Below are 13,108 nucleotides of genomic sequence, written 5' to 3'. Positions count from 1 at the left end.
ATCGTGCCGGTGAGGGGTGGCTGTTCATGGGGCTGGCTGTCGGGGATGTCGGCGGTTGGCTGGTCCAAGCGTTGCCTGATATCTCCAGCAATTTGATCGCTGCGGCCATCGGGGGCGTGCTGGTCTGGTTGGCGACCAATGCGAGACGACGCCTCAGCCTGGTCCGCGCGCGCAGGTTCTGGCGGGCGTTGGGTGGCCGTCATCCGTTGATCGTCCTGGGGGCTCATGACTTGGGGCGGCAGCGGCGGTGGGCCAGAGCGGGTGTGGTGGGCATGGGGGACATCGGGGCGCTGGTGGAAATCGAGGCCCAGCTTCGGAAACTGGGGTTCGCCGGCAGAATCACGGAGTCGAGGCAGTTGTCGCCGCGTGAGCTGAGTTCGGACCTGGTCCTGATCGGCGGGCCGGTGGCGAATGCCGTGGCGAGGACGATGTTGGAGAAGCTGAGCGGAGTGATCTCCTACGGTTTCGGTGAAGATCGGGACCATGATGCGGCCGTGGTGCACGATTTGCGCACCGGCCGCGTGCTGGCGCCGCGGTACGACGAGTCAGGTTATCCGGTCAGCGACCACGCTTTGATCATCCGGACGCGAAATCCCTTGGCACCTGATACATCGGAGATCGTCATCGTGGCGGGGTGCTGGGAACACGGCACCGCCGCCGCGGCGGAGAAGCTCGGAGACCGGAAGTTTCTTCGCATGATGACGAAGATGGAGCACTTCGAGGTTCTTATCGAGACCACGGTCGTGAACGGTGCCCACTACAACGCCAAGATCGTCGAAACCCGGCGGATCTCGGCAGATTGACGCCGGAGCCTCCGACGAAGCCGGGTCCGCCGTTGGTAGGGCCTGCACCAGTGGGACGACGGGGGTGTTCCCGATGGTCTTCGTCTCGCTCGGCCGACAGGCTGGCCGCATGTCGCTCTCTCCTTCTCGTCGCGGTTTCCTCACAATGACCGCCACGGCCGCTATCGGTGTGGCATCTCTGGGTATCGCGGGCACCGCACAAGCCGCCGAGCCGGCGCGGATCAAACCGTTGCGGATTCCCACGCCCGCCGGCACCTTCGACGCGGTGACCGCCGGTCCGCGGCACGGCCGGAAAGTACTGTTGTTGCACGGCTTTCCCGAGTTCGGCATCGAGTGGGAGCATCAGTTGCGCGCGCTCGCCGCAGCCGGTTACCGGGCGGTGGCTCCCGACCAGCGGGGCTACTCGCCGGGCGTACGTCCTCTCGGGATCGAGAACTACCACCTGGATCACGCCGTCCGGGACGTCCGGGCGATGGCCGATTCCCTTGGCTGGCACCGGTTCGATCTGGTCGGACACGACTGGGGCGCCGCTGTCGCCTGGGTCGCCGCAGCGAAGTATGCGCGCCGGGTGCGGTCGCTGACCGCTGTCTCCGTGCCGCATCTCGGCGCCTTCGCCGAGGCGCTGCGGACCGATCCGGTGCAGCAGGAGGCGTCCAAGTACATGGACGACTTCCGGGCGCCGACCCCGATCCCGGAGAACTGGATTCTCGCGGGCGGGCCGCTCAAGATTCCGGGTGTCTCGCCGGAGAAGTGCGCGGAGTACTTCCGGCGGCTTTCGCAGCCGGGCGCCCTGACCGCCGCGTTGAACTGGTACCGGGCCAACGATTTCACGGGTTACGAGCAGCGGGTCACGGTGCCGACGCTCTTCATCGCGAGCACGAAGGATCGCATGGTCGCCCCCTCGGGCGTGGCGGCGACGAAGAACTGGGTCACCGGGCCGTACCGGCTGGAGAATCTCGAGGGAATCGGGCACAACATCCCCGAAGAGGCCGCCGAGACCACAACGGCGCTGCTCCTCGCGCATCTCGCTTCGGTGTGTTCCTAGGAAAGCCAAGGACTGCCGGCTGGATGTTCTATTGAGGGGTAAGTCAAAGGTGGCGGGGCCGGTGACGGATGAAGGCGTCCTTCGCCGCGTCCGATGCCGTGCGGCCGTGGGGGGGGGGGGGGGGGGGGGGGGGGGGGGGGGGGGGGGGGGGGGGGGGGGGGGGGGGGGGGGAGGGGGGGGGTCTTTCTCCTCCGTTTTGGATGCCGTGGGTTTTTTTAGAAAAAGCCTTTTTGGGGACACCAGACCTCAAAAGGGTTTTTTCCCCCACGTCCCGGAAAGGCTGGTGTGGCCTTCTCGCTTTGCCACTCACGACCCCCTTTATGAAGCGTATATAGGCATCAAGCAGACATTTAACCGTCTGGAAGTGTCCGATGTGAACAGTCAGGGTGCGGCCGGTTCAGATCCGCGACGCCGAAGGCTTCCTTCGCTGCATCGGACGCGATGAAGGGGCCTTCGGTCCGGCACCCCCCGCCCGCGAAGCACGACACGTTCGCCCTTCTCCGCAATAGGTCAGTCGAAGTCGGCGTCGCCATCGTCGTCGAGGCCGATGTCGCGGTCGGCGCGCTTGTTGCTGTTGTCCGGCCCTTCGGGGAATCCGGCGATCGCGGCAGCCACGGTCGTCAGCCCCAAGATGGTGTAGACCAGCCCGACCAGTATGCGGGTGATATCGGTGGTGGGCTCGCCTGCGCCGTTCAGGACGTCGATGTCGCCTTTCACGGTCAGCACGGCCAAGACTGTCATGCCGATACCGAACAGGGACCCGGCCACGCGGCCCACCAGTCCCCAGAAGCTCAGAGCGGGCTTCTGTCCCTTGGACATGGTGACGACGCTACGTCGACTTCGACGCCTGGTGCACCGCTGACCAGAGTCCGAAACGGGTCCGAGGCGGGCGGACACCAGGAAGACATCCTGTGCTGCGCACGGCGACTGATCGGTTTTGCGGCATGATCGGTGACGCCGAACGAAGGGCGGTCATGGTTCAGAGCAAAGCAACGGCTCGTGATCTGCGGCTCAGGGTGCTGGGGCCGTTCGAGGTCGAGACGGCCGCGGGGCCGGTGGACGTGGGTGGGCGGCAGCGGGCGTTGCTGGCATCGCTGGCGTTCTCGGCGAATCAGGTGGTCCCGCTGTGGAAGCTGATCGGTCACGTGTGGGATGACGATTCCCCGCTGGACGTGCGCAATGGGCTTCAGACCCTGGTGAGCAGGTTGCGGCGAAGCCTCGGAGCCGATGTCATCGAGACGACCGAGGGCGGGTACCTGCTGCGTGCCACCGCCACCGAGCTCGACCTGCTCGCGCTGCGCGAACTGGTCGAGTCGGCGGCCGTCGCCGCGAGGGAAGGGGACACCGGCCGGGAGTATGAGTCGCTCGCGTCGGCGGTCCGGTTGTGGCGTGGAGATCCGCTGGAGGACGTCGCGTCGCCGGGGTTGCGGGCGGAGGCGGGACCGCAGGTCGCCGAGCTGTGGTTCGCCGCCCGTGAGCGGATGCTGGACGTCGACCTGGAGCGAGGTCACGGGCAAGAGGTGATCGCCGACTTGCGGGACCTCACCGCGCGGCACCCGCTGCGCGAGTCGCTGTGGGCCAGGTTGATGCTGGCTCTGCACAGGGCGGGGCGGCGGGCCGAGGCGCTGGACGCCTATCGCCAGGTCACCGGCCTGGTGCGGGAGCAACTCGGCCTCGATGTGGGGCGTGCCGTCGCCGATCTGCACCAGGCGATCCTGCTCGACGACGAAGCGCTCGTGGTCGGGCAGCCCGTCAGGGCGCAGGTGCCTCGCCAGTTGCCGGGGGACGTGCGCGGGTTCGTGGGGCGTTGTGACGAGATGGCGGGTTTGGACCGGCTGGTGAACAAGGCCGACGGTCAGCCGGTCGTGATCTCCGCCGTCGACGGGGCCGCCGGCATCGGGAAGACGAGTCTGGCCGTGCACTGGGCACATCAGGTCGTGCCGCGGTTCCCGGACGGGCAGCTGTATCTGAACCTGCGTGGTTACGGTCCCAGCGTGCCGGTCGATCCGGCGGACGCGCTGGACGTGCTTCTGCGTTCGCTCGGGGTGTCGCCGGAGCGCGTCCCGGCCGACATCGAGGAGCGGGCGGCGCTCTGGCGCACCGAGTCCGCCGCGCGCGGGATGCTCGTCGTGCTGGACAACGCCCGTGACAGCGCCCAAGTGCGGCCGTTGCTGCCCGGCGGGGGTTCGGTCGTGGTGACCAGCCGCCGCAAGTTACGCGGCCTGTCCGCCCGGGAAGGGGCGCGCCACATCACCCTGGGCCTGCTCTCCCCGGCCGAGGGGCTGGAGCTGTTCACCGATCAGGTCGGCCGGGACCGGGTGGCGGCCGAGCCACGCGCGGCGGCGGAGATCGTGGAGTTGTGCGCGCGACTGCCGCTGGCGTTGCGGCTGGCCGCGGACCACGCTGCCCGGCATCCGGAGTGGCCGCTGTCTTCGCTGCGGGACGAGCTGGCCGACCAGCGTGGGCTCGAGGTGCTGGCGGTCGACGACGACCGCGACAGCGACCTGCGTTCACTGTTCGACTGGTCCTACGACGCGCTCGACGCGCAGGCTGCGGCGGTGTTCGATGTGCTCGGCCTGTTTCCCGGCGACAGTATCGGAAGGCACGCTGTCGCCGCGCTGGCCGGGATCCCGCCGGCGGACGCGGGTGCCGCGCTGGGGCGGTTGGCGGAGGTCAGCATGCTCCAGCAGCGGCTGCCCGACCGGTTCGAGTTGCACGACCTTCTTCGGCAGTACGCGCGCGACAAGGCGGCGGTTCTGCCCGGCGCGAAGGCGGCGGTCGAGAGGCTGGCGGCGCACTACGCGCACACCGCGGAACGGGCACGCGAGCAGCTCAGCGGCCTTCCGCACCGGATGCCGATGCCCGTGGCCCGGCCCGGCGTTCCGGTCGTCGACTTCACCGACCACCACTCCGCGGTCGCCTGGTTCGACCGGGAGATCGACACGATCGCCAGGCTGGTCCTCGGCGCGGACGAGCATGGCCTGCACGCCCAAGCCGCGGTGCTGTTCCAGCTGTCCTGGCACTACCTCAACCTGCGCGGATACTGGCAACGGATAGTCGACATGGGCGAAGCCGCCGTCCTCAGCGCGACCGCCACGGGCGACCGGTTCCTCCAGGGCAAGTGCTTGAACGGTGCGAGCACCGGCTACGGCCGGGCCGCCGCCCGCGACAAGCAGATCACCTACTGCCGCGCGGCGCTGGAGATCTTTCGTGAACTGGGCGACCTCGCCGAACAGGGCACGGCGCTGCTCAACCTCGGGTCGGCCCTCAACTGGCTGTGCCTGTTCGACGAGGCTGTCGAGCCGCTGCGCGAAGCGGTCCGGTTGTACGAGTCGGTCGGTGACTACCTGTCCGCGGCGATGGCACTCAACAACCTGGCGGACACGTTCGTCGGGCTCGGCCGCTACGAAGAGGCGAGTGGGCCCGCCCAGCGAGCCCTCGACACCTTTCGCGACGGGACGGAACCCTCGCGGATCGTCGCTGGTTTGGAGACCATCGCCGCCGTACAGGCGGGGTCGGGTGATCATCGCAGGGCCGCCGCGACGTACCGGGAAGCCGTCGACCTCGTCGAGGAGTTCCACGTGACCAGGTTGGCAGTGCCGCTCCGAGTCGGCTTGGGGCACGCGCTGCTCGCGGACGGCGACGTCGATCAAGCGCACCGGGTATGGCGGGAGGCCTACGACACGTGCCTTCGCGACGGCGATGAGACCGTCGCCGTCGAGATCCGGGCACTGCTTTCCGCGCACGTCCGGGCCACCCCGGAGTAGCCGACAGCGCCGTGCAAGCGCGACGACAGAGGTCATCGGGTTTCTCGCCCTACCCTCCTGTCCGAGGGCGGCGATGCGAAGAACGATCGTGGCGTTCATGGTGGCCGCGGTGGTGCCGGGTTTCTTGCAAGGGGGTGGCGCCACCGCGGCCGCGGCGCACCCGGGCCACGGCGCGCAAGCAGGCTTCCGTCCGCTCCGGGAAGTCCCGCGCGATCGGTAATCGCATTTCTGAATCGATTTCGGCGAATTCGTCCGCCGGTTGTTTGTAGACGCATTTCCCGCACAGTGTCGGTTAATATCCGACGCATTACCGGGCGTAGTCGATCGAGTGTCCATAGTGGTCGTAAGGTCGGGCGTGAAATGCCGCTCTGGCCGCTGGTTGGGCTGGAAGAGGCGGGTTGCTGCAACATCTGGTCCAAGATCAGTAGGCCATCCGAACCAAATCGACGGAATTCGTATTCCTTGGCGCGACAAGTCGTCTTAACCTTGCGTAATTCTTCACCTGAATGGTCACTGGGGAGCAAGATGAAGTCCACGCCGTTGTTGTCGCGCGCCCGAAAAACCTCGGAGCGACTGCTCGACGCCCGATGACACAAACCGGCTGCGTCAGCCGATTCGATGTGCACGCCCGGCAGTCACCCGACCGGATCGCGGTCTTCGAACACGGCACCAGGCTCACCTACGCCCAACTCGCCGGACTCGCGGGAGGCCGCGCGCTGCGGTTGCGCGACGCCGGTGTCCGGCCGGGGGAGCGGGTCGGGCTCGTCACCGGGCACGGCGGTGCCGCGATCGCGGCGATCTTCGGCACCCTCGCCGCGGGCTGCACCTACGTCCCGCTGGACCCGACCTTCCCCCGGGAGCGACTCGAACACCAGCTCGCCGCCGCGCGGGTGACCGCCGTGCTCGCGGATCCGGAGTACGTCGAGCTGGCGGAGTCCTTGTGCCGCAACGGGTCCGCGCGGCTCGTGCGTTCGGGCTCGGAGTCCGCGCCGCTCCCGGTGCCCGAATCCGATCCGGACAGCCCGGCGTACGTGCTGTTCACCTCCGGGTCCACCGGCAGGCCGAAGGCCGTGGCGCAGACCCACCGCAACCTCCTGCACGTCGTCGACAACCAGATCGCCGCGCTCGGCATCACCGCGGCCGACCGGCTCAGCCTGCTCGCCTCGTTCGGCTTCGACGCGGCGATCCCGGACCTGTACCCGGCACTGCTCACCGGTGCCGCGCTCGTGCCGGTCGACCTGCGCGCGCACGGCCTCGCCCACGCCGCGCGCGAGCTGGCCCGGCACGAGGTGACCGTCTACCACTCGACGCCCACGGTCTACCGGCACCTGCTCGACGTCCTCGGCGAGGCCGGCCTCCCGTCCGTGCGGACCGTGCTGCTCGGCGGCGAGCGGGCGACCCACGCCGACGTCCGCCGCGGCCGGTTCGCGCCGGACTGCGTGTTCGTCAACGGCTACGGCGCCACCGAGGTGACTTTCGCCGCGCACTACCGGACGACCGCCGCCGAGCTGGGACCGGACGCCGACGGGCCCCTGCCGATCGGGCGCGCGCTGCCCGGGTTCACCCTCACCGTGCTCGACAGCGGCGAACTCGAAGTGTGCGGGCGGCACCTCGTCGACGGCTACCTCGATCAGCCGAGTCCGGCGTTCGGGGTGACGGCCGACGGCGGCCGTCGCTACCGGACCGGCGACCTCGGACGGCTGCTGCCGGACGGGAACCTCGTCTGCCTCGGCAGGCTCGACCGGCAGGTCAAGGTCCGCGGCTTCCGGGTGGAGCTGACCGAGATCGAGGCCCGGCTCGCCGAGCAGCCCGGCGTCGCCGAAGCCCGCGCGATCGTGCGTGACGGCGACCTGCTCGCCTACGTGACCGCGGCCGGCCCGCGGCCGGACGGCCGGGTGCTGCGGGCCGCGCTGGCGGACGTCCTGCCCGCCTATTCGGTACCCGCGGCCGTCGCGGTGCTGGACGGTTTTCCGCTGACAGTCACCGGAAAACTCGACGAACTGGCACTTCCGGACCCACGGGCGGCCGCGACCGTCCCGGCCGAGCGGCTGACCCCGGCCGAGGAACGCGTGCACCGGATCTGGTGCGCGGTGCTCGGCCGCGACCGGGTCGGGCGCACCGAGGCGTTTTTCGACGCAGGCGGCGACTCGCTGCGGCTCGGCCGGGTGCAGGCGCGGCTGGCCGACGAGTTCGGGGTGGAGGTCCCGCTGCTCGCGTTGTTCGAGCACACGACGATCGCCGGGCAGGCCGCCTGGTTCACGGAGTCCACTTCGGACACTTGGCCGCCTGTCGCCGCGGAGGAGTCGACAGGGGATCTCATCGCCGTCGTCGGGTTGGCCTGCCGGTTCCCCGGCGCGCCGGACGCCGCCTCGTTCTGGTGGAACCTCTGCGCGGGCGTCGACTCGATCCACGACTACGCCGACGACGAGCTAACGGCGCTGGGCATCGGGCCTGGCCTGCGTGCCGATCCGGCGTACGTGCGGGCGGGTGGCCGGGTCGAGGGTGTCGAGGAGTTCGACGCCGGGTTCTTCGGGTTCACCGCCGACGAGGCCGCGCGGACCGATCCGCAGCACCGGCTGTTCCTCGAAACCGCGTGGCAGGCACTCGAGGACGCGGGACGCGACCCTGCCGCCGAGACCGGGCCGGTCGGGGTGTTCACGGCCGCCTCGGTGAACCGCTACTTCCTGTTCCATCTCTTCGGCAATCCGGCGGTGACCGGCGACGTCGACCCGGACGACTGGGAGGGGCGGCTGACCGGCCGCCAGCTCACCGACCACCTGCCCGGCCAGGTCGCCTACCGGCTCGGGCTGACCGGGCCCGCGGTGGCCGTGCAGAGCGCGTGCTCCAGTTCGCTCGCGGCGGTGGCGCTGGCCGCGCAGAGTCTCATGGACTACCGGTGCGACGTCGCGTTGGCCGGCGGGGCGAGCGTCACCTGGCCGCGGTACCGCTCCGGCGGGCTCGCGTCGCCGGACGGCCGGTGCCGCGCGTTCGACGTCGCCGCGGCGGGCGCCGGGTTCAGCTCGGGCGCCGGGGTGCTCGTGCTGCGGCGGCTGGCGGACGCGCTCGCCGACCGCGACCACGTCTACGCCGTGCTGCCCGGCTGGGCGATCACGAACGACGGCCCGGACCGCGCGGGCTACGCCGTGCCGGGACCGGCCGGGCAGGCGGCCGCGGTGGCCGAGGCGCTGGCCGTCGCGGAGGTCGCCCCGGACGAGGTCGCGCTGCTCGAAGCCCACGGCAGCGGCACCCCGCTGGGTGACGCGATCGAGGTGGCCGCGCTCAACCGCGTCTACCGGGGCGCGCCGCCGGAAACGTGCGCGCTGGGCTCGGTGAAGACGAACATCGGGCACCTCGACGCGGCGGCAGGCATCGCCGGGCTGATCAAGGCCGTGCTGGCCGTGCGGCACGGCGTCATCCCGCCGAGCCTGCACTTCACGGCCCCGCACCCGGAGGTCGACCTGGCGGGCGGCCCCTGGTACGTCCCGGCGAAGGCCACCGACTGGCCCGTCCGGGAGCGGCGGGTGGCCGGGGTCAGCTCGTTCGGCCTGGGTGGCACGAACGTGCACGTGATCGTGGAGGAGGCCCCCGCCGTCCCACCACGACCGGTGGCGAGCGGTCCGTTCGTGCTGCCGGTGTCCGCGCGTGACGCGAAGGCGTTGCGCGAGGCGGTGTCCCGGCTGCGCGACCGGCTCGCCACGGACGCGCCGGACCTCGGGGACGCGGCGTACACGCTTTCGGTCCGGCGGGCGTTCGCGTGCCGGGCCGCCGTGGTGGCGGACTCGGTCGCGTCGGCGGTCGCCGCGCTCGACGCGCTGCTGGCGAACGGAACCGACGTCGAAGGCCCGGCCGGAGCGGTGCGGGACCTGGCCGTCCACTGGGCCGGGGGCGGCGACGTCGAGTGGGCCGCGCGGTTCGCGGGCGGTGCACCGGGCCGCGTCCCGTTACCGGGCTATCCGTTCCAGCGGGAGCGGCACTGGATCGACCCACCGCTTCAGCACACATCCGAACAGGGGAGCCCTCGGTGACCGACACCTTGCCCGTCGCGGGCGGCCATGGCCCGCCACTGTCCTATCCGGACACCACGCTCACCGGGCTGATCCTCGCCCAGGCCACGCGCACCCCCGATGCCGTCGCCGTCCGGCAGGGCGACGCCCGGCTCACCTACCGCGAACTGGTCGCGTCGGCGACCGGCGTCGCACGGCTGCTGTGGGCACGGGGCGCCGGGCCCGGCGACCGCGTCGGCGTCTGCTCCGACCGGCGGCCGGAGCTGATCTCGACCGTCGTGGGCGTGCTGCTGTCCGGGGCCGCCTACGTGCCGCTCGAACCCGGCGGCCCGAAGGCGCGGCTGGCCGAAATCGCGGCGGATGCCGGGATCGCCCTCGTCGTCGGTAATCGCGCGCGGGCCGAATTCGGTGCCACGGAAGGCATCGAGGCGCTCGACGTGCTCCCGCCCGAGGACGGGCCCATCGAGTGCCCCGCCGGGCCGGACGACCTCGCCCATCTCCTCTACACCTCCGGCTCCACCGGCAGGCCCAAGGGCGTACTGACCAGTCACCGCAACGTCGTCGCGTTCGTCACCGGGTTCGCCGCCGCCCTCGAGATCCGGCCCGGCACCCGGACGCTCGGCCTCTCCTCGCTGGCCTTCGACGCCTTCACCATGGACGTGTTCGTCCCGCTGGCGTACGGCGGATCGGTCCAGCTCGCCGGGGCCGCCGACCGGGCCGACCCCGAACGGCTGCGGCGGTTCCTCGTCGAGCACGACGTCGAGTGGGGCTTCGCCACGCCGACGCTGCTGTCCATGGTGGACCCCGCGGCCGTTCCCGGCTGGCGCGTCATCGCCTGCGGTGGCGAGCCGGTGCCCGCGGACCTCGCCGCGCGCTGGCTGCCGGGCCGTCGCTTCTTCAACGCCTACGGCCCGACCGAGACCACCGTTGCGGTCGTCACCGACGAGGTCACCGGCATCCCCGCCGACCCACTGCCGCTCGGCCGCCCGATGCCGAACCATCGGGCGTACGTCGTGGACGCCGAGCTGCGGCCGGTCGCGCCCGGCGAGATCGGCGAGCTGCTCATCGGCGGGCCGGGCCTCGCGCGAGGCTACCTCGGCAGCCCGGAGCTGACCGCCGAGAAGTTCATCGACGACCCGATCACGCCGGGGGAGCGGCTCTACCGCACGGGCGACTTGGTCCGCGAGCTGCCCGACGGCCGTCTCGAGTTCGCCGGCCGCGCCGACCGGCAGGTGAAGGTCCGCGGCCAGCGGATCGAGCTGGGCGAGGTGGAGTCGGCGCTCACAACCCATCCGGACGTCGACGCCGCCGCCGTGACGGCCGTCCCCGGTCCGGGCGGCACCCGGCTGGTGGCCTTCCTGACACCGGCGTCCGCACCGTCCGATGTGGACGAACTCGGCCGGGACCGGCTCACCGCGGCGATGCGCCCGGCCGCGGTCCGGGTGCTCGACCGCCTCCCGGTCAACCCGGTCACCGGCAAGATCGACCGGCCCGCGCTGCGGGATCTGGCCGAAGCGGCGCTCGCGGGACAACGGGAGGACCTCGGCCCGCTCGGGACCCCGGCCGAACGCGCGGTCGCGGCCATCTGGCGGCGGGTGCTCGGCGACGGCGCGGGGAAGGATTTCCTGGCCTCGGGCGGGAACTCGATCGCCGCGATGCGCCTGGTCGCGGCACTGCGGGCGGAGCTGGCCGCGGACGTCGCCACGGAGGACGTGTTCGCGGGCGGCACCCTCGACGGGCTCACCCGGCGGGTCGCGGCCGCGCCGCCGCTGACCGGGCCGGGGCTGACCACCGGGCACGCGCCCGCGCTGTCCCCGCCGCAGCGGCGGCTGTGGTTCCTCGACCAGCTCGCCCCGGACGCCGCGCCGTACAACATCGCGATGGCCTTCCGGCTGTCCGGTGCGCTGGACGTCGACGCGCTGCGCCACGCGTTGCGCACGGTCGCCGAGCGGCACGACGTGCTCCGCTGGCGGATCCGGTCCGTCGACGGGGCGCCACTGGCGGATCGCCTGCCATCGGCGGACGTTCCGCTGCCGGTGGCGCCGGTGACCGAGGACGGGCTGCGGGCCCGGCTGGCCGCCGACGCCGCGACGCCCGTGCACCTCGACCGCGACACCCCCTGGCGGGTGCGGCTCTACCGGCTCGGCGAGATGGAGCACGTGCTCGGCATCACGCTGCATCACGCGGTGTTCGACGGCTGGTCGCAGGACCTGCTCTGCGCCGATCTGTCGGCGGCCTACCGGGGCGAGCCGCTGCCGCCGCCGGTGGCGTCCTACGCGGACTACGCGGTGTGGCGGGCCGGACGCGACGAACGTCGGGAAGCCGTGGACGTCGCTTGGTGGACCGGACATCTCGCCGGTGCACCCTCCACAGTGGACCTTCCGAGGGACCGGCCGCGCCCGGCCGTGCAGACCTACCGGGGCGCGAGCCTGCGTCAGTCCTTTCCGGACGGTGCCGCCGAATCCGTCCGGGCACTGGCCGCCCGCACCGGCACGACGCGCGCCGGGGTGCTGCTCGCCGCGTTCGGCCAGCTGCTGCGGCGGCTCACCGGCGCGGCCGACCACCTGGTCGCCACGGTCGTCGCGGACCGGCAACTCGCCGAGTTCCAAGAGGTCGCGGGGTTCTTCGTGGACATCGTGCCGGTGCGGCTGCGGGCCGACGACGACGCGGACTTCGCCAAGCACGTCCGCGACGGCGGCGCGGAACTCCTCGCCGCGACCGCGCATCCGGCCGCGCCGGTCGAGCGGCTCGTCGAGGCGCTCGGCGTGCCCCGCGATCCCGCCCACGCCCCGCTCGTGCAGGTGATGTTCAACGTCCTGAACTTCACCGAGCCGCGGCTGGACCTGCCCGGTGTGCGGTCGGGGTGGCTGCCGGTGGACAAGCCGGGGTCGCCGTTCGACCTCACGGTGTACGTCCACGACGACGGCGTCGAACTGCTGTACAACCCGGACCTGTTCGACCACGCCCGGATGGCCGGGCTCGCCGAGGACTACGTCGCCCTGATCGCCGCGCTGGCCGCGGCGCCGGACGCGCCGGTCGGGACGAGCGTGCCGGAGCTGCCGCGGGCGGGCGTCCGCACCGCCGTGCCGAACGCGATGACTCGCGCACTGGCGGTACTGCCGGCGACGACCGCGGCCGCGGACCCGGCGGCGCTCGCCGCGACCGAGGCCGTGATCGCCCGTGCCTGGTGCGACGTCCTCGGCGTCGCCGAAGTCGGGCACACCGACAACTTCTTCGACGTGGGAGGCCATTCGCTCGCGCTGGCCAGGGTGCACGCCCAGGTCACCGCCCGGCTCGGCCGCCGGATCCCGATGGTCGACCTGCTCAGCCATCCCACCGTCCGCGCCCTCGCCGCGCACCTGCACTCCGGCGGCGTCCCCAGCCCGGAGCTGGCCCGCGCGGCCGAACGCGTCGCCGCCCGTCGCGGCCGCACCCAGACCAGAAGACCCCGCAGCACCGCCGGCCCTGCCGGCCTCGGATAGGAGCACC

Annotated in this window: 6 protein-coding genes; 5 read left to right on the top strand and 1 reads right to left on the bottom strand. The window is 71.7% G+C overall.

What is annotated here, in order from left to right; genetic code table 11:
- Positions 1-26: 26 nt before the first annotated feature.
- Complete coding sequence (locus ACZ5IK_RS16525; protein ID WP_465488436.1) at positions 27-803, top strand: hypothetical protein; 777 nt, start codon at positions 27-29, stop codon at positions 801-803.
- Positions 804-972: 169 nt separating this feature from the next.
- On the top strand, positions 973-1,848 hold the full coding sequence (locus tag ACZ5IK_RS16520; protein ID WP_465488435.1) for an alpha/beta fold hydrolase: 876 nt from the start codon (positions 973-975) through the stop codon (positions 1,846-1,848).
- Positions 1,849-2,358: 510 nt separating this feature from the next.
- Here the strand turns inward: ACZ5IK_RS16520 and ACZ5IK_RS16515 are convergent.
- Complete coding sequence (locus ACZ5IK_RS16515) at positions 2,359-2,667, bottom strand: hypothetical protein (RefSeq protein ID WP_465488434.1); 309 nt, start codon at positions 2,665-2,667, stop codon at positions 2,359-2,361.
- A gap of 155 nt (positions 2,668-2,822) precedes the next feature.
- Here ACZ5IK_RS16515 and ACZ5IK_RS16510 point away from each other — a divergent pair, with 155 nt between their 5' ends.
- The 3 genes from ACZ5IK_RS16510 to ACZ5IK_RS16500 all read left to right on the top strand — a co-directional run bounded on the left by ACZ5IK_RS16510 (position 2,823) and on the right by ACZ5IK_RS16500 (position 13,101).
- A complete protein-coding gene (locus ACZ5IK_RS16510; protein WP_465488433.1) occupies positions 2,823-5,615 on the top strand; it encodes an AfsR/SARP family transcriptional regulator in 2,793 nt (930 codons plus the stop codon).
- A 587-nt stretch (positions 5,616-6,202) separates the two neighbouring features.
- Positions 6,203-9,640, top strand: coding sequence for a non-ribosomal peptide synthetase (locus ACZ5IK_RS16505; protein ID WP_465488432.1), 3,438 nt, complete (start codon positions 6,203-6,205; stop codon positions 9,638-9,640).
- A complete protein-coding gene (locus ACZ5IK_RS16500; protein ID WP_465488431.1) occupies positions 9,637-13,101 on the top strand; it encodes an amino acid adenylation domain-containing protein in 3,465 nt (1,154 codons plus the stop codon). The genes ACZ5IK_RS16505 and ACZ5IK_RS16500 overlap by 4 nt, the downstream gene beginning before the upstream one ends.
- Positions 13,102-13,108 lie beyond the last annotated feature (7 nt).

It is taken from the genome of Amycolatopsis sp. NPDC031561 (assembly GCF_055580625.1).
The sequence above is the reverse complement of the archived record's forward strand: the minus strand, read 5'-3'. Positions and strand labels throughout refer to the sequence as shown.

Coding starts and splice junctions, on each gene's coding strand:
- ACZ5IK_RS16515 (WP_465488434.1), bottom strand. CDS start 2,667: ATGTCCAAGGGACAGAAGCCCGCTCTGAGCTTCTGGGGACTGGTGGGC.
- ACZ5IK_RS16525 (WP_465488436.1), top strand. CDS start 27: ATGGGGCTGGCTGTCGGGGATGTCGGCGGTTGGCTGGTCCAAGCGTTG.
- ACZ5IK_RS16505 (WP_465488432.1), top strand. CDS start 6,203: ATGACACAAACCGGCTGCGTCAGCCGATTCGATGTGCACGCCCGGCAG.
- ACZ5IK_RS16510 (WP_465488433.1), top strand. CDS start 2,823: ATGGTTCAGAGCAAAGCAACGGCTCGTGATCTGCGGCTCAGGGTGCTG.